Genomic DNA, 17,953 nt, shown 5'->3' with positions numbered 1-17,953 from the left:
TATGCATTATGAATCAGATATAAGAGAGCCATTAGTATTAGGTAATAAATCGTATAGCGATGTTACCAAAGATGTGGCTGCTCCGGTAGAAGGCAAAGCCAATAAGATGTGGTGGTTTGCTTTCAGTATTGCTACACTGGCCTTTCTTTGGGGACTTGGTGCCATGGCCTATACAATAGGTGAAGGTATTGGGGCCTGGGGGCTTAATAAAACAGTAGGTTGGGCATGGGATATTACTAACTTCGTTTGGTGGGTAGGTATCGGTCACGCCGGTACTTTGATATCAGCAGTACTTTTATTGTTCCGCCAGAAGTGGCGTATGTCTATAAACCGATCTGCCGAGGCAATGACAATTTTTGCGGTTATTCAGGCTGCAATATTCCCATTACTTCACATGGGACGTCCCTGGTTGGCTTATTGGGTTTTCCCTTTCCCTAATAATTTTGGATCGTTATGGGTGAATTTTAATTCACCACTTCTTTGGGATGTATTTGCAATTTCAACTTATTTCTCGGTGTCTACAGTATTTTGGTATGTAGGTTTAATCCCTGATTTTGCAATGATAAGAGACAGAGCAATTAAACCATTTACAAAACATATTTATACGGTAATGAGTTTTGGTTGGAGTGGAAAAACTAAACACTGGCAACGTTTCGAAGAGGTTTCTTTGGTGTTGGCCGGTTTAGCTACTCCTCTTGTACTTTCGGTACACACCATAGTATCGATGGATTTTGCTACATCGGTTATTCCGGGGTGGCATACAACCATATTCCCTCCTTATTTTGTTGCCGGAGCAATTTTTTCCGGATTTGCAATGGTTCAAACATTGCTTATAATAATGAGAAAGGTTGTTAGCCTCGAGAGTTATATTACCATACAGCATATCGAGATGATGAATATTATCATCATGCTAACGGGATCTATTGTTGGGGTAGCATATATTACAGAGTTATTTATGGCCTGGTACTCAGGAGTAGAATATGAGCAATATGCATTTCTGAACAGGGCAACAGGTCCTTATTGGTGGGCATACTTGTCAATGATGACATTTAATGTTGTGTCTCCGCAGCTGATGTGGTTTAAGAAACTCAGAACAAGTGTTATGTTTACATTTTTCTTATCGATTATTGTAAATACAGGTATGTGGTTCGAACGTTTTGTTATTATTGTAACATCGCTTCACAGAGATTACTTACCGTCATCATGGTCGATGTTCTCTCCAACCTTCGTTGACATAGCGATTTTTATTGGAACAATCGGATTCTTCTTTGTGTTGTTCCTGCTTTATGCTCGTACTTTCCCTGTAATTGCTCAGGCTGAGTTGAAAACGATTTTGAAATCATCAGGCGAAAGCCAAAAAAAGTTACACAAACATGAGTAAGAAATTAATACACGGATTGTTTGACGACGACGATATATTGATGAATGGAGTAAAAACCATTCGTCAGAAAGGATTTGAGATAGATGAGATCTATACTCCGTTTCCTATTCACGGACTTGATAAAGCTATGGGGCTTAAGCCTACCAGAATTGCATACGCGTCATTTATTTATGGAGCCATAGGGTTAAGTTTTGCCATTTGGATGACCTGGTATATGATGATTTTCGACTGGCCTCAAAATATTGGAGGTAAGCCAAGTTTTACATGGGGTGAAAATATGCCTTCATTTGTTCCGATTATGTTCGAGCTTACAGTGTTTTTTGCAGCTCACTTAATGGTGATTACGTACTTTTTTAAAAACAAACTATTCCCTGGAAGGAAAGGTGGAAGTCCCGACCCAAGAACAACTGATGATAAATTTCTAATGGAATTTATGGTTGAAGGTGATTCTACAGAGCTGGAAACAACTCTAAAAGAAGCGGGAGCTATAGAGGTTAATGTGAAAGAGATTAAGAAAGATAAAGGGAAGAAACTTTGGTTTAAGGTTCCTGCGGCATCTTTAATTCTTTTGCTGGGATTTACTTCATGTAGCTCTTCTGATGAAGTTCAGCGAGAACCGGAAACCATATTTATGCCTAATATGTATTATTCAATAGCTTATGAACCATATTCTGAAGATCCTAACGGAGTGAATAATATGGAAGCACGAATACCGGTTGAAGGGACTGTAAAAAGAGGATATGTTCCTTATGGAATACCTGATACTAACGAAGGTTATCAATATGCATTAGAGAATTTAAAATCGCCAATTACTGCAACTGAGAAAACAGATAAACAAGGCGAAGATTTGTATAATATTTATTGTATTTCGTGTCATGGTATTAGTGGTGACGGACAGGGTAAACTTGTACAAAACGAGAAATTTCTTGGAGTACCGTCTTATGCCCCTTCCAGATTGCCAAATATTACCGAAGGAAGCATTTTCCACGTAATGACTTATGGTAAAAATATGATGGGGTCGCATGCTTCTCAGTTAACATCGGAGGAAAGATGGAAAGTAACAGGGCATGTTTTGAAACTTAGAAGTCAATTAAAATAAATATCAGATGTATAAAATTTCAAAAAATCTTAAAACTCTGTCATTTGTTTTAATGGCAGTAGGAATATTGTCGCTGGCATTTGGGTTTATGACTACACCTTCGTCTGTAGAAGATGTAAAGCACCAAATGGAGCAGGTAGATACTGAACATGATGATGGCAGTGAAGCGGTGACAAAAGTAAACGATCATCACGATGAGGCTCATGCCGAGCACATATATCATCAGCAAAAAAACAGACCCTGGTCAGCAATGTATGTTGCGGCGTTATTTTTTCTGTTTATTGCTGTAGGAACAATGTTCTTTATGGCAGTTCAATATATTGGACAAGCGGGTTGGTCGGTTGTTTTACTGAGGGTAATGGAAGCTATGTCATCGTATATGATATTGGGAGGATTGATAGTTTTTCTAATACTGGTGGCTGGGGGATTGCACCTGCATCATATTTTCCATTGGATGGATGCCAGTTTAGTTGACCCTGATTCTGAGAACTACGATTCAATCATCGATGGTAAATCAGGTTTCCTAAATGTAGCATTCTTCCTGATCAGAGCAGTTGTTTATCTTGGAGGATGGATTTTAGCTCTTTTCTTAATCAAGAAATATTCATTAGAACAAGAAACTGCGGGTGATTATAAACCTTATAATAAAGCCTTTAAAGTTGCTGCAATATTTACAGTATTCTTCGGTGTAACATCGTCAACTGGAGCATGGGATTGGGTGATGAGTGTTGATCCTCACTGGTTCTCTACATTGTTTGGTTGGTATGTGTTCTCAGGAATGTTTGTATCGGCAGTTTCAATGATAGCGTTGGTAACAATATATTTAAAGTCTCAGGGATATTTGGAGTTTGTAAATTCTTCCCATATTCACGATTTAGGGAAGTTTATGTTCGGACTGTCTATATTCTGGGCATACCTTTGGATTTCCCAATTCCTTCTTTACTGGTACTCGAACATACCGGAAGAGGTAACTTATTATATAGCGAGATTCGAAGACTATAAAATTCCTTTTTTCACAATGGTAGCGATGAATTTTGCTTTCCCATTATTGATAATAATGGATTCGGCCAAAAAAAGTTATTTCCCGTATATGGTTGTGACGGGACTGGTATTGATAGTTGGTCACTACATAGATTTATTCGTAATGATTATGCCGGGATCAGTTGGTAGTCAGTGGAGTTTTGGTGTAGTAGAGATTGGGTCTTTCCTTGGCTTCTTCGGTTTGTTTATTTTTTGTACACAAAGAAACCTGGCCAAGCGCGGATTGCTTGCAAAAGGACATCCGATGCTAAAGGAATCGGAGCATTATCATTATTACAATATTGAACATAGGTAAACAGTTTTATCTGTTTAATAGATTATTGTTAATATATCGAAGGGGCCTTTTTTAGGCCCCTTTTTCATAGTTAAACCATTGTGTGTGTAATCTTTTTAGATTGAATTATTCCCAACCAAAATAATCATGTTGGGTAGAATCTCTCAGTCGAATATTATTGTAGTAGTCTTTATTATATAATTACAAAGTAATGTGGTTTATTACCTTTTTTGTAGTTTTGGATATGAAGCATACGAGAATCCAATTAGAGCTGACTATGATGAAAAAATTACGATACCTTATTTTTGTTATTTTTTGGAGCTGTCAGGGGGATGCTCCAGATACTTTTCTTATCGAAGGAAGTATTGACGGACTGAATTCACGAGATCTGATATATGCCAAAATTAAAAACGGCAAACCTGTTTATCTTGATACTATAAATGTTAGTTCCAATCAATTTGTTTATAAAGCCTCAGAATTAAAACAGGAAGATTTCCGGTTTTTAGTTCCAATTTATGATCAGAAAAAGTTTATTAAAATATTCCTGGATAATTCTGATATTTACCTGAATGGTAATATCGACAGTCTCAAAGATGTTAAAATCATCGGATCAGAATCTCATGATCTTTTTGCTAGGTTGATGAGTGATTATGCTTTGATAGAAAAGGAAAGCCAGGTAATCAATCTGGAGTATCAATTGGCTGTATTAGATAATGATAGTGTAGGTTATATAAAACTGGAAGAAGATTTATTTGCAAACGAATCAAGAAAAAGCAGTTTGTTTTTAGATTTTGCAAACAAACACCCGGATTCTGATTTGTCAGCCTGGGCATTATATCAGATAACAGCTTATGATGACTATAATACTTTAAAATCTTCTTATGATAAGTTGTCAGAAAAAGTAAAGCTTTCATTGTTTTCAAAAAATCTGGAATTAGTATTAAACGAGATGGCTAAAACAGCAATTGGAGCTCAGGCACCCGGATTTATTTTGCCTGATATTAATGGAGAAAATGTTACTCTTGAAGATTTTAAAGGGAAATTTGTGTTGTTAAATTTCTGGTCACCAATGTGTTCTTATTGCCGCCGGGAAAATCCAAAAGTTGCAGAGCTGTATAATAGTTATAGGGAATTTGAGTTTGAAATATTGGGGATAAACATGGAAGATGAATTTGATCAGGAAATTTGGGAACTGGTTGTGAAAGAGGATAAACTTTTATTTACTCAACTACTCGATACCATTGGAACAGCAGATATTTTCAAGGTGCCGAATACTCCCTATAATATTCTGTTGGATAAAGATGGTAGGATTATAGCTAAGGATTTGCATGATGAAAGGTTAGAATTAAAGCTAAAAGAAATATTCCTAAAAAAATAAGTTATGGCTGATGTATGTATTATAGGTTCAGGGCTTGGAGGTTTAACATCCGGAGCATTGCTGGCAAAGGCTGGATATAAAGTTACTGTACTCGAACAGCACAATGTAGTTGGCGGTGCCGCATCTGCTTTTAAGAGGAAGGGATATACGTGTGAAGTGGGCTTACATGAGTTGGATGGACTTTATACAGATTCGGGCAAAAAGAAAATATTTGAATCGCTTGGTGTTTATGATGAGCTTGAATTTGAAGAAGTGCCGGAATTTTTTCGCACTAAAACTGACACTTTAGATTTTGTTATGCCTGGAAAAGCAGAAGATGCAATAAAGGCATTGATAGAAAAATTTCCGGATCAGGAAACGGGAATAAGAAAGTATTTTAAACTTATATCTGATATAGCCAAGGAGTTTAGGAGTTTAATTAGAATAAAGTGGTGGCAATATCCATTGTTTCCTTTTTTATTTCCTAATGTTTCTAAGTATCGTGATAAGTCAACCCGGGAAGTAATGGATTCGATAATTGAGAATGAACAGCTGAAACTTCTGCTGAATAGTAATATTGGTTATTATCACGATTATGTAGATACCTTTAGTTTTCTTTATCATTCACTGGGACAAAATTCTTATTTTACGGGCGGCGGATGGTTTATTAAAGGAGGAAGCCAGAAACTTTCCAACTACTTGGCAAAGGTGATTTCAGATAATGGCGGAGAGGTTATAACAAAAGCTAATGTTTTTAGAATTTCTGAAAGAGCTGAAAAAAAGATTGTGAGCTTTACCCGAAAAAAGGTTGATGAAGAAATAGTAAGTGATGTTATTATTTCAAATGCCTCACCGATGCAAACCTATAGAATGGCAGGGGTTGATTATGAAAACAATAAAATAATCGGAAACTCTCTATTAACGGTATATATTGGCTTTAAGAATAATGTAAAAAGTATTTACGGCAAACGTCCTTATTCTAATTTTTATTTTGGGCAGGCTATCGATATAGATTCTTATCATAAAAATTTGAAGGAAGATATCACAGATCGGGCTTTTATTTTTGTAGACTATTCTCAGATAGATTCCCAACTAACATCAGATGATAAATCATTTGGCGTATTTTGTTCTATTGATTATTTGAAAGATTGGCAAAATCTGTCTGAAGAGGAATATTCGGAAAAGAAAAAGTTGTTGGCAGAGAGATATTTGGATGTACTGGAAGTAGATTATCCGAATATCAGGGATCATATAGAATTCTATGAGGTTGGAACTGCAAAGACAATGAAAAGGTATTTGCAAACAGATGAAGGTACAGCTTATGGTTTTGCCCCGACACCAAAACAGTTTTTAAAAAAGCCAAAAGTAAAATCAGACTTGATCAATAACTTGTATTTTACAGGAGCTTGGGTGATTGGCGGTGGTTTTTCTCCTGCTATAAGTTCCGGTGGGTTATGCTTTAGAGCAGTAAGTAAAGATTTTCCAATAGAAAAATAATTTATCTTACTTTTGCCATTCAGCCGAAAGGCAGGCATGAATTTTAAAATTAAATATGGAAGTTAAAGTAAAGACGATTTATGTTGCACCAAAGTTGAAGAGGTTAGTAGCATATTTAATTGATATTATTCCTATATCATTTTTAGTGTATTCTTTATTTATTGGTTTTACAAGATACTCTGTGCTGTTTGATGAGTATCTGGAACTAGGAAGGTCGGGGAGTCTGAGCATAGAGTCGTTAAATCCTGCCTTTATAAAGTATACAAATTATATTAATTTAATCGTTATTGTAATTTGGGGACTATATAGTGCATATTCAGAAACTACACCATGGCGTGGTACATTTGGTAAACATTTGATGAAAATAAAAGTAGGAAATGTAATAGGAGAACCTTTGGACGGTGAAACAGCTTTTAAAAGAAATGTTTTGAAAATAATTATCCTTTCAGCTTTCCCGTTTTTGGCTTTGTGGGTTGTTTTTGACAAAAAGAACAGGGGCTTGTACGATGTTATAGCAAATACTTTAGTTGTATCGGATAAAGATTATAGCGACAGGTAATATCAAAAACCCAAAAAAATAAAATTAATGAACGAGAATTTAGACGCATCAGGAGAAAGTTTTGAGCAGGAGGAGCATGATTACGAAAGAGCTTTAAGGCCCTTGAGTTTTGGTGATTTTGCCGGACAGGAAGCTATATTAGATAATCTTGAAATTTTTGTTAAGGCATCTAATTTGCGCGATGATGCTCTTGATCATGTTTTGCTCCACGGTCCTCCAGGACTTGGAAAAACTACTCTTGCTTATATTTTAGCAAATGAATTGGGAGTAGGAATAAAGGTTACTTCCGGTCCTGTTTTGGATAAACCGGGTGATCTTGCTGGGTTACTTACTAACCTTGAAGAACGGGATGTGTTGTTTATAGATGAAATACACCGTTTAAGCCCTGTTGTTGAGGAGTATTTGTATTCGGCAATGGAGGATTATAAGATTGATATTATGATCGAATCCGGTCCTAATGCAAGAAGTGTTCAGATTAATTTAAATCCTTTCACTCTTATTGGAGCAACTACCAGATCAGGTTTGTTAACTGCTCCAATGCGTGCCCGTTTTGGAATAAATTCGCGTTTACAGTATTACAATTCTGAATTATTAAGCCATATAGTGGAACGAAGTGCAGGAATTTTGAAAGTTCCGATAGATCAGAGGGCAGCACTTGAAATAGCAGGAAGAAGCAGGGGAACTCCACGTATTGCAAATTCATTATTGAGAAGAATCAGAGACTTCGCCCAGATAAAAGGTGATGGAAATATCGATATTGAAATATCTCGCTTTGGCTTAAAAGCTTTAAATGTTGATAAAAACGGATTGGATGAGATGGATAACAGGATCCTTACAACTATTATTGACAAGTTTAAAGGCGGACCTGTAGGTATAAATACTTTGGCAACTGCCGTGTCTGAAAATGGGGGTACTATCGAAGAAGTATATGAGCCTTTCCTGATACAGGAAGGATATTTGGTAAGGACTCCAAGGGGCAGAGAGGTAACCGATTTAGCTTATAAGCATTTAGGTAAGCTAAGAAACAGTACAAGTACCGGTGAGTTGTTTTAATTTATGGATTAAGTAATAAAAAAAAACGAGGCCTTCGCTCAAAATGATGGCCTCGTTTTCAATTAATATTATTAGTTCTTAATAATCGTCATCTCATCAATAAGATTCTTTGCCCCTGCAAATTTATCTATGATGAAAAGAGTATAACGGATATCAACAGAAATAGTACGTTGTAAGTTTTCTTCAAATTCTATATCTCCACTCATGGCTTCCCAGTTTCCGTCGAAAGCGGTACCTATAAGATTTCCGTTCCCGTCAATTACAGGAGAACCTGAGTTGCCACCCGTGATATCGTTGTCTGATAAGAACCCTACTATAAGTTCTCCTTTCGAATTTGCGTATTGACCGTAATCTTTTGCATTGTATAGCTCTACAAGTTTTTCGGGAACAACAAATTCAGGGTCGGAATTATCCATTTTTTGCATTATACCTTCAATAGTAGTAGTGAAATTGTACTTTACAGCATCACGAACATCATAGGGAAGTACTTGTCCGTAAGTTAATCGCATTGTAAAGTTTGCATCCGGTGCATAGGCTTTGTCGGGATTCATTTCCCTTAATCCTGCCAAAAACAGACGGTAAGCTTCTTTCTTTTTGTATTCTAAAGGCTCAACCCCCGCTTTCATTTCATCCATGTGATCAGAAAGAGTTGTAAATAGATTACCTAGTTTATCATTTTCGATGTATTTCAAATTAGGTTTATCCAGAAAATCTTCCAATTTCCCCTTGTTAACATAGATGGATTTAGCGAACATTTTTTCAGTATATTTTGTGAAATCTCCATCTTGTTTTTCAGTAAGCTGTACGAATGAACTTGGTTGGTATTCTTTTGAAGCGTCAGAAGAGTATATGTTCAACTGAACAGCTAAAACCTCTTTCTCCAGATCCATGTTGTGCTTGTCGAAGAAAGTATTTATTTTTTCTTCCAACTCAGTACGCATTTCAGCTCGTTTTGCATTATCACCCTCGGTGTAGTTTGCCAGGCTTTCATCCATCTCTATTACAAATTTAGCTAGGTCCCTTCTTTTTCTAAGGGCTCCGTTTCGTAATAGGGTATATGATTTTATATAATCATTTGTTTCTGTATAATACTTTTGGAATAACTGCAGAGCATCTCCGTATTTTTCTTTCCTTGAAGAATCTGAATTTACCCAATTTGTAAACTGTTTTTCAATATCCTGTTTTTTACTAACCGTATTTAGTTTTGTCAGGGCTTTGATCATTCCTATACGGTTTTTCCAGTAATTTGCGATTCCGGCATATGAGCTGGCATAATCGATTCGGATTTTGTCAGATCCGTCCATATACCTTTTCATAATCTTCAGTTTTGCCTCGGTTATTTTTATGTGAGCCGGATATTCTACATCAATAGCCTGTTCAACACCCCATGAAGGAAGATATCTCTTTGTGGATCCGGGGTACCCCAATACCATTGCAAAATCACCTTCTTTTTTATCGTTAAGGTTTATTGGCAGATGGTGTTTTGGTTTTAAAGGAACATTGTCCTTAGAATATTCCGCAGGATTACCATCCTTGTCACCGTAAACTCTGTATATTGAGAAGTCACCGGTATGACGTGGCCACATCCAGTTGTCTGTATCTCCTCCAAATTTACCAATTGATGAAGGTGGAGTTCCTACTAAACGTACATCGTGATAGTCCTGATATATGAAAAGATAAAACTCATTACCTTTATAGAAGTCTTTTATTTCTGCACGAAAATTAGTTCCTTCAGTTTTTTGTTTAATTATATCTTGCTTCAGTTGTTTTATTTTTTCTTCCCGTGACTTTTCGTCAATATCTCCCAATTGACTTTGGATATCATTAGTCACATCCTCCATTCTTACAAGAAATGAAACAAAAAGTTTTTCTGGTTTAAGTTCTTCAGACTTGTCATGAGCCCAGAAACCATCAGTTAAGTAATCGTGTTCCTCGGTAGATAATTCAGCAATGGTACTGTATCCGCAATGGTGGTTTGTAAGAATCAGACCCTGATCGGAAATCACCTCTCCTGTACAATAACCTCCAAAGTTTACAATGGCGTCTTTAATACTTGAATTGTTTACGTCGTATATCTCTTTCGGAGTTAGTTTCAATCCTTCATTTTGCATGTCAACGTAGTTAAGACGCTCGATAAACATCGGAAGCCACATTCCCTCATCCGCTTTTGCTCCTGTTGGCAAAAGGGTTATTACTGATATTATCAGAACAAATATTCTCTTCATAATTATGTAATTATTGTTTGTGATCGCAAAGAAAAGAAAATTATTTTCCTTTTTTTGCTTGTGATTTTTATTTTCGGTTAAATGGATAGATTATTGGCTGAGCACTTTTTAAGAATGATGAAACGTACTTTTCCCCGGTAAATTTATTGTTGCACTCTGAATAATTACACTACTGCTTTATTTTGGTCCGAGATCATTTTGATATTGACTGACTGGAGGTTGATGAAAAATATATAAAGCCACATTTGTCGAATAGTTTTATGAAAAAAGATATTTCTAATATATGAACTACAATATTTATGTTAAAAAGAGTGTCAAACTTGTGTTTTTTTCTATTTTTGCGCCTTGAATCAAAGTTTGTAAACAATAAATAGTAAGTGATTTATATGGAATCGTATGTACTTTATCTTATCCCGGCATTTGGACTGATAGGATTACTTGTAATGGCAATAAAGTCGGCATGGGTAACAAAGCAAGAAAAAGGGGAAGAAAACATGGTGGAACTGGCAACTTATATTGCTGAGGGTGCTATGTCATTTTTGAAAGCAGAATGGAAAGTTTTAGGATACTTTGCCGTTATTACAGCATTGTTACTTGGATGGTCAGGGACTTTAGTAGAGACTTCTGACTGGGTAATTGCAATTTCTTTCCTTATTGGAGCAGTATTCTCTGCTACAGCGGGATATTTTGGAATGAACATTGCTACAAAAGCAAATGTTCGTACAACTCAAGCGGCTCGTACCAGTTTAGTTAGCGCGCTTAAAGTTTCTTTTACCGGTGGTACAGTAATGGGATTAGGTGTTGCAGGATTAGCAGTATTTGGACTTGGTGGTTTATTCATTGTATTTTATCACATGTATGCTGTTACTACTGGAGGTACTGTAGATCCTCACGGACTAGAAGTAGCTATAGAAGTGTTAACAGGTTTCTCTTTAGGAGCTGAATCTATTGCATTATTTGCCCGTGTAGGCGGAGGTATTTATACTAAAGCTGCCGATGTAGGTGCTGACCTTGTAGGTAAAGTTGAGGCTGGTATTCCTGAGGATGATGTTCGTAACCCTGCTACTATCGCCGATAACGTTGGTGATAATGTAGGTGATGTTGCCGGTATGGGAGCCGATTTATTTGGTTCATATGTAGCAACAATTTTGGCAACTATGGTTTTAGGTCGTGAGATTGATGCATCAGGTGATGCTTTTGGCGGTCTTTCACCAATTCTTTTACCAATGGTAATTGCCGGTGTTGGAGTTGTTTTCTCGATTTTAGGAACAATGTTCGTTAAGATTTCTGACGAAAAAGGAGATGTACAAAAAGCATTGAACATAGGTAACTGGTCTTCAGTTGTTTTTGTAGTAATTGCTTCTTATTTTATAGTGTCTTGGATGATGCCTGAGACAATGGTTATACGCGGATACGAGTTTACTAACATGGATATTTTCTATGCTATTTTAGTTGGTTCGGCTGTAGGTGCTGGTATGAGTATTATTACTGAGTACTACACTGCAATGGGGCGTAAACCAGTTAATTCTATTATTCAACAGTCTGATACTGGTGCTGCAACAAACATCATTGGTGGTCTTTCTGTTGGGATGGAATCTACTTTAATTTCTACATTAATTCTTGCTGCAGGTATATATGGTTCTTACCATTTCGCAGGTCTTTATGGTGTGGCTATTGCAGCTGCAGGTATGATGGCTACTACTGCTATGCAGTTGGCTATTGATGCATTTGGGCCAATCGCGGATAATGCAGGAGGTATTGCCGAAATGAGTCAATTACCAAAAGAAGTACGTGAACGTACAGATATTCTTGATGCTGTTGGTAACACAACTGCTGCTACAGGAAAAGGATTTGCAATTGCATCTGCTGCACTTACAGCTCTTGCTTTGTTTGCTGCCTTTATGGGAGTTGCCGGAATTTCTTCGATAGATATTTCTAAAGCTGATGTTTTAGCCGGATTATTTATTGGAGGTATGATTCCATTTATATTCTCTTCATTGGCAATTGCTGCCGTAGGTAGAGCTGCTATGGCGATGGTTACAGAAGTGCGCCGTCAGTTTAAAGAGATTCCCGGAATTATGGAATACAAAGCTAAGCCTGAATATGACAAATGTGTTGAGATTTCGACTGAAGCTTCTATTAGAGAAATGATATTGCCCGGTGCTATTGCATTAATTACTCCGGTAATCGTTGGATTTACTTTTGGTCCTGAAGTTCTTGGAGGTGTTTTAGCCGGAGTTACTGTATCGGGTGTTATGATGGGTATTTTCCAAAACAATGCCGGTGGTGCTTGGGATAACGCTAAGAAATCTTTCGAGGCAGGTGTTGAAATTAACGGAAAAATGGAGTACAAAGGTTCTGAAGCTCACCATGCTTCTGTTACCGGTGATACTGTTGGTGATCCTTTTAAAGATACATCAGGTCCGTCAATGAACATTCTTATTAAGTTAATGTCTATTGTTTCGTTGATTATCGCTCCTCACATTGCTGTGAATGATACACATTCAACTGCAAATTTAGAAGAGCATGTAATCAGAAAAGAGGTTAAGGTTATCGCATCTGAAGGTGTTGACTATATGACTGCTGAATTGGTTACTGTTGAAACAGTTGATGGAAAAGAAGTAGAAAAAGTTGAGGTAATCGAAGGACCAAAAGAAGAGGTTTTAGCAAAGCTAAAAGATCGTAAAGTTGAGGTTCGCAATATTAGCCTGACGAAAAAAAATATAGAAGAAAAACACGAGGAAAATCATGATGAAGCATCTCACGAAGAGTAGATGTATGATATAAACTTATTGCTTTAATATTTAACACCCTTGAAGTTTCTTCAAGGGTGTTTTTTTATAACAAAATTTCAACTGTTTGAAATCTATTAGATTTTGAAATGACAAATGCTTAGTATTTAATTGTCGCTCCTTACTATTACTGAATATTCAGCCTTAAATATGTTTTTGCGGTGAATAATGCGGGTTAATATTATTGTCCTGACTGGCTTACTAATGTTTCCGGAGCAGTGAGTAATTGTCTGTCATTATTCTCTTTATTTTCAAGCCTCAAAAAATATATATGATTATCGTTAGAACCTACTACAACTGTGTCGTCCGACATAACTACGGGAGTTGAAAATATATTTCCTCCGGTTTCAAATTTGCCGATTAGGTTCCCTTTTGGACTTAAAAAATAGACGAAATTGTCGTAAGAGCCTACTACCACAGTTCCGTTACTCAATTTCACCGGACTGGATATTATTTTTCCATCTGTTTTGAATCTGGAAATTAAAATACCCCGGTAGTTTAGGAAGTAAATAGACTCATCAAAAGAACCAATTACTATGGTGCTGTCATTTAAAATTAATGGATTGCCGTGAATTTTGCCCTTTGTTTCGAATTTTGTTTGCACTTCTAATTTGGAATTGAGAAAATAGAGTGATTTATCGTAGGACCCAACTAAGATTGTCCCGTTTGTCAGTTCAGTTGGCTTAGAATGCAGTAACCACCCATTAGTTTTATATCTGGCTACTTCTTTAGCATTTTGATCTACTAAATAAACGTATTTACCTAAGGATCCGGTGGCAATATTGCCGTTTGATAATACCGATAAATCCGTGTGGGCTAAACCATGTGTGTTAAAAGAAATGCTTGTGTTTTCTTTCATATTATAAAAAACCAATCCTTTTTTATTTGATCCAAAAACTAGTCTCCCGTCATCTAATTCCAAAACTTTAGAAAAAATTTTACCACCGGGTTTAAAGCGCTTTATTATTTTTCCATTTGGATTGAATATGTACATGTGCCTGTCATAGGATCCTACTGCTATATTTCCATTTGATAAAACTTTAGGGGACGCATGTACCCAACCTTTTGTTTTATATTTATTAAGCAGTTGTGCATTCTTATCAAAAAAATAGATATACTTATCGTGTCCTCCAAACACAACAATATCGTCAGAAGTTACTGCCGGAGAGGAATATATGTTAGACTTGGTTTCGAATTTATTAATCAATTTTACGTTTTGGGCGTATAATTCCTGACCTGAAAATACGAAAGTCAACAATAAAAGGGCTTTAATTATTAGTATTTTGATTGATTGATTCAAGTTTTATCTCCTTTGGTGAAAAGTTTCTCTATTAAAGTTATGTAATTTATTGAATATTAGAAAGTTAATAACGAAAAAAATAGGTCTAGTTTTTCGATGAGTGATAAAATTTCTATAGAATTATTCTTTAATGTTTCACAGTTGAAGTAATATTTGAGAATTACTATAACACAGTAGGTTAAATAGTTGAAAGACAAGGAATAATGATGATTTATTCGTATATTTGATATACTACATTCATGTGTGTTATAGGAAAGTGTAAACACAATGGTTATGAATGTAAAATCTGGCCAAAACATTAACATATTCAAATAATAAGACGACAATTCTGTAGTCTTTGATGCTATCCAATTTTTTTTACTGTTAGATGTAAACTCATTGTTATGGATAAGAAACAAAAGATTATCCAGATTTATGCAGTTGTTATTTGTGTTGCAGCAGTCATCACTATGCTTATCAGTACGGCAGGTTTAGTATCAGCATTGATCGATCGTAATGATCCGATACATGCATGGCGAAATGATCAAAAACTGGCTTCATTTGAGAATTTTAAAATGGATGCTCTTAAATCAACCTTGAAAGATCAAGCTTATATTCCTGATGATGCTACGTTGCACAAAATGTATGAAAGTGCCAGGGAAGATAAAATTATGTCTGTTGAGCACCATGTAAAGCGTTCGATAATTGTAAACAGTCTTATAATTACGATAGCGGTTATTCTGTTTGTGTCACATTGGGTATTGATACGCAGAGTTGGGAAAACAGAAGAACTAAATGTAAGTAGTGCATGATGTAAATTAGATTTGATTCCGGGTGTATTAGTGGTTTTTGATAGTGTATTTTAAAAATGACAGACCATGAAATTATTAGAAAAAATTTTATTAGCTACAGATTTTAGCAAATCATCGGAAAATGTTTTGAATAATGCGATAAGTTTAGCTAAAATATTTAAATCAAAGATTATTCTCGTTCATGTAATGCCGGAAGATATTCAGAACGAAAAAGCTCAACTACTGCTTGATAAAGCTGCTATGTCGGAATTAGAAAGGATAAATGATAGGATTAAAGGAGAAGGTATTGAAACCTTTAATCCTGTTTTAGAATATGGCAGTCATTGCGATAAGATAGTTAAAACAGCAGAGAAGTACGATGTAAACGGGTTGATAATCGGTTCAGGAGCCAAATCGGATGAAGACTTGTATAAGTTGGGTACAACAGCCGATAAGGTTATCAGAAAGTGTGATAAACCGGTTTGGGTGGTTAAGCATGATAGTCCGTTGAACATAAAGAAATTACTGTGTCCTGTTGATTTTTCTGCAGAGTCTGAAAGGGCATTAAATAATGCCATCATTATGGCACACAGACTCGATGCCGAGTTAGTAGTTTTAAGTGTTAGCGAGCTGGAATATACAGGTTCTTTAAGTTTGTCATACGACTGGAAGGATCTAAAAGATTACCTGACTGCAGAAAATAACAGGTTATTCGATAAATTTCTTGAAAAATTCAATTTCACTGATTTGAAGTGGTCTAAGGAGACAAAGACCGGAGATCCTTCAAAGGAGATACTCAGCGCAATATCACGACATAAAATTGATTTGTTAATTATTGGTACAACAGGTAAAACCGGTTTAAACAGATTAGTAATGGGTAGTGTTACTGCAAAAGTGATAAGGAATGTGCCTTGTTCATTTATCACGCTGAAATCGGAGGATATTATTGATCTACAGTTAGAAACTAAGATTCGTGACATTGAAACTCATTATAAAAATGCCAAGCAACTTGTTAAAGATGGATTCTTCGAGGACGCAATTAATGAGTATAAAATTTGTCTTCATATTAATGAGATGCATATCCCTTCACTTAATGCCATTGCAAAAATTTACGAAAAACTAAAAAAAGAGAATAGTGCAGTTAAATATAGAAGTAGGGCTAAGGAAGTATTGGAGAGACTTTGGGACAGGAAGATAGAAGCAGAAATACGGAAATTTTACAAGTTTTAGTATACGGATGTATAGTACTTATGCTGAATAAGCAATTAAATGGGTTTCACTACGGTGTGAAGCCCTGTTTTTTTATCCCCCGGTTAATAGATATTTGCTATTAATTAACAAAATTGTAGTTTTTCCGCGAATAGTTTTACATTTACAAAAAATACAAAAATCGGAGTTAGCAGGTGTTGTATAGACTGATGGAGTACAAACATGCTAGCTTTTCAATACTTATATCAGTTGTATGATCACAGTAAAAAATATCACAAAAAAATACGATAATCAACTTGCATTAAACAATGTTTCATTCTCTATTAAAAAGGGTGAGATTGTTGGCTTTCTGGGGCCAAACGGAGCAGGTAAATCTACAATGATGAAGATTATTAATTCTCATATTTCTGCTGATTTTGGTAGAGTAGAGGTAGGTGGCATTGATGTATATGAGAATGATGTAGAAGCAAAAAAACTGATAGGATATTTGCCCGAAAATAATCCTCTTTATTATGAGATGTACGTTAGGGAATATCTTGAATATATTGCAGATATTTATAGAATACCTTATAAAGAAATAGAAAAAGTTATTGAAAAGACGGCATTGAAAAGAGAGTCTAATAAGAAGATTTCTCAATTATCGAAGGGTTATAAACAACGGGTTGGACTTGCTGCTGCAATAATTCACAATCCTGATTATTTGATTCTGGACGAGCCTACAACCGGACTTGATCCCAATCAGATTCTTGAGATAAGAAACCTGATTAAAGAATTTGGAAAAGAGAAAACAGTATTGCTTTCAACTCATATTATGCAGGAGGTAGAGGCTATGTGTGACAGGGTTATTATTATAAACCGTGGTGAATTGGTAAAAGATGAATATCTGTCTGATTTTGGGGTAAAAGATAATAATAGCTGTAAGGTAGTATTTGATAAAGAAGTTGACACAGAATTATTTGACAATAATATTATCAAGGTTTTAGATAATGATAATATGAAAACTTTTTATCTTCAATTCGAAAGTGAAGACATTTTACATTACTTACTTGAATTTGCGAGAAGTCAAAATTGTTCTATTAAAGAGTTTAAAATATCAGATAAAAGTCTGGAGGATACATTTAGGGAACTGACCAGATGATTTGACAATATTATATGGTGAAAACAGAAGAACTTTTATAAAATTAAGTCTGAGTACTGACTGATGAGAAAGATTTTTCTTAATACAGTTATTGCCTAAGCTCTTAAAGTTATGATAATGCACACTTCAGTGTTTGTCTGGTAATATTGATTAAAAGTTAGTTTTATTAAATAACTAAAGTTTATCTATGTCATAGATTTGCCATTTGAGACGTGGATATGTTGATGCAATGAATCTTGCCAAAAAGTATATTTATTT

The 17,953-nt window shown here is 35.6% G+C and carries 13 protein-coding genes; 11 read left to right on the top strand and 2 right to left on the bottom strand.

The features are described 5' to 3' along the window. Window position 1: 1 nt before the first annotated feature. The 7 genes from nrfD (at window position 2) to ruvB (ending at window position 8,261) form a co-directional block, all read left to right on the top strand. Window positions 2-1,381: an NrfD/PsrC family molybdoenzyme membrane anchor subunit gene (gene nrfD, locus ABFR62_01585; protein MEN8137103.1), complete on the top strand. Its 1,380-nt coding sequence runs from the start codon at window positions 2-4 to the stop codon at window positions 1,379-1,381. Further along, window positions 1,374-2,480 carry a quinol:electron acceptor oxidoreductase subunit ActD gene (locus ABFR62_01580; protein ID MEN8137102.1) on the top strand — a complete coding sequence of 369 codons (1,107 nt, stop codon included), beginning with the start codon at window positions 1,374-1,376 and terminating at the stop codon, window positions 2,478-2,480. The genes nrfD and ABFR62_01580 overlap by 8 nt, the downstream gene beginning before the upstream one ends. A gap of 7 nt (window positions 2,481-2,487) precedes the next feature. Continuing rightward, entirely contained in the window at window positions 2,488-3,816 is a 1,329-nt protein-coding gene (locus tag ABFR62_01575) for a quinol:cytochrome C oxidoreductase (GenBank protein MEN8137101.1), read from the top strand. Between the two features lie 256 nt (window positions 3,817-4,072). Beyond that, on the top strand, window positions 4,073-5,173 hold the full coding sequence (locus tag ABFR62_01570; GenBank protein ID MEN8137100.1) for a TlpA disulfide reductase family protein: 1,101 nt from the start codon (window positions 4,073-4,075) through the stop codon (window positions 5,171-5,173). A gap of 3 nt (window positions 5,174-5,176) precedes the next feature. Next, window positions 5,177-6,649, top strand: coding sequence for an NAD(P)/FAD-dependent oxidoreductase (locus ABFR62_01565; GenBank protein ID MEN8137099.1), 1,473 nt, complete (start codon window positions 5,177-5,179; stop codon window positions 6,647-6,649). A 55-nt stretch (window positions 6,650-6,704) separates the two neighbouring features. Continuing rightward, window positions 6,705-7,208 (top strand): RDD family protein, encoded by a 504-nt coding sequence (locus ABFR62_01560; GenBank protein MEN8137098.1) that lies wholly within the window; start codon window positions 6,705-6,707, stop codon window positions 7,206-7,208. A 27-nt stretch (window positions 7,209-7,235) separates the two neighbouring features. After that, window positions 7,236-8,261 (top strand): Holliday junction branch migration DNA helicase RuvB, encoded by a 1,026-nt coding sequence (ruvB, locus tag ABFR62_01555; GenBank protein ID MEN8137097.1) that lies wholly within the window; start codon window positions 7,236-7,238, stop codon window positions 8,259-8,261. A gap of 71 nt (window positions 8,262-8,332) precedes the next feature. Here the strand turns inward: ruvB and ABFR62_01550 are convergent, their stop codons facing one another. After that, window positions 8,333-10,486, bottom strand: coding sequence for a S46 family peptidase (locus tag ABFR62_01550; protein MEN8137096.1), 2,154 nt, complete (start codon window positions 10,484-10,486; stop codon window positions 8,333-8,335). Between the two features lie 386 nt (window positions 10,487-10,872). Between ABFR62_01550 and ABFR62_01545 the strand changes: the two genes are divergently transcribed. Beyond that, the gene (locus ABFR62_01545) at window positions 10,873-13,260 is read left to right on the top strand and encodes a sodium-translocating pyrophosphatase (GenBank protein MEN8137095.1); all 2,388 of its coding nucleotides are present in this window, start codon (window positions 10,873-10,875) and stop codon (window positions 13,258-13,260) included. Window positions 13,261-13,459: 199 nt separating this feature from the next. Here the strand turns inward: ABFR62_01545 and ABFR62_01540 are convergent, their stop codons facing one another. Further along, a complete protein-coding gene (locus ABFR62_01540) occupies window positions 13,460-14,578 on the bottom strand; it encodes a PQQ-binding-like beta-propeller repeat protein (protein ID MEN8137094.1) in 1,119 nt (372 codons plus the stop codon). A gap of 383 nt (window positions 14,579-14,961) precedes the next feature. Between ABFR62_01540 and ABFR62_01535 the strand changes: the two genes are divergently transcribed. From ABFR62_01535 to ABFR62_01525, 3 genes are all read left to right on the top strand, one after another. Continuing rightward, the gene (locus ABFR62_01535) at window positions 14,962-15,369 is read left to right on the top strand and encodes a hypothetical protein (GenBank protein MEN8137093.1); all 408 of its coding nucleotides are present in this window, start codon (window positions 14,962-14,964) and stop codon (window positions 15,367-15,369) included. Between the two features lie 66 nt (window positions 15,370-15,435). Continuing rightward, window positions 15,436-16,578: a universal stress protein gene (locus ABFR62_01530; protein MEN8137092.1), complete on the top strand. Its 1,143-nt coding sequence runs from the start codon at window positions 15,436-15,438 to the stop codon at window positions 16,576-16,578. Window positions 16,579-16,810: 232 nt separating this feature from the next. Continuing rightward, entirely contained in the window at window positions 16,811-17,695 is an 885-nt protein-coding gene (locus tag ABFR62_01525; GenBank protein ID MEN8137091.1) for an ATP-binding cassette domain-containing protein, read from the top strand. The last annotated feature ends 258 nt before the right edge of the window (window positions 17,696-17,953 follow it).

It is taken from the genome of Bacteroidota bacterium (assembly GCA_039714315.1).
In the GTDB taxonomy this organism is placed as follows: Bacteria; Bacteroidota; Bacteroidia; order Flavobacteriales; family JADGDT01; genus JADGDT01.
The sequence above is the reverse complement of the archived record's forward strand: the minus strand, read 5'-3'. Positions and strand labels throughout refer to the sequence as shown.

Excerpts from the sequence above, each read along its gene's own strand:
- nrfD (MEN8137103.1), top strand. The coding sequence starts at position 2 with ATGCATTATGAATCAGATATAAGAGAGCCATTAGTATTAGGTAATAAA.
- ABFR62_01580 (MEN8137102.1), top strand. The coding sequence starts at position 1,374 with ATGAGTAAGAAATTAATACACGGATTGTTTGACGACGACGATATATTG.
- ABFR62_01575 (MEN8137101.1), top strand. The coding sequence starts at position 2,488 with ATGTATAAAATTTCAAAAAATCTTAAAACTCTGTCATTTGTTTTAATG.
- ABFR62_01570 (MEN8137100.1), top strand. The coding sequence starts at position 4,073 with ATGATGAAAAAATTACGATACCTTATTTTTGTTATTTTTTGGAGCTGT.
- ABFR62_01565 (MEN8137099.1), top strand. The coding sequence starts at position 5,177 with ATGGCTGATGTATGTATTATAGGTTCAGGGCTTGGAGGTTTAACATCC.
- ABFR62_01560 (MEN8137098.1), top strand. The coding sequence starts at position 6,705 with ATGGAAGTTAAAGTAAAGACGATTTATGTTGCACCAAAGTTGAAGAGG.
- ruvB (MEN8137097.1), top strand. The coding sequence starts at position 7,236 with ATGAACGAGAATTTAGACGCATCAGGAGAAAGTTTTGAGCAGGAGGAG.
- ABFR62_01550 (MEN8137096.1), bottom strand. The coding sequence starts at position 10,486 with ATGAAGAGAATATTTGTTCTGATAATATCAGTAATAACCCTTTTGCCA.
- ABFR62_01545 (MEN8137095.1), top strand. The coding sequence starts at position 10,873 with ATGGAATCGTATGTACTTTATCTTATCCCGGCATTTGGACTGATAGGA.
- ABFR62_01535 (MEN8137093.1), top strand. The coding sequence starts at position 14,962 with ATGGATAAGAAACAAAAGATTATCCAGATTTATGCAGTTGTTATTTGT.
- ABFR62_01530 (MEN8137092.1), top strand. The coding sequence starts at position 15,436 with ATGAAATTATTAGAAAAAATTTTATTAGCTACAGATTTTAGCAAATCA.
- ABFR62_01525 (MEN8137091.1), top strand. The coding sequence starts at position 16,811 with ATGATCACAGTAAAAAATATCACAAAAAAATACGATAATCAACTTGCA.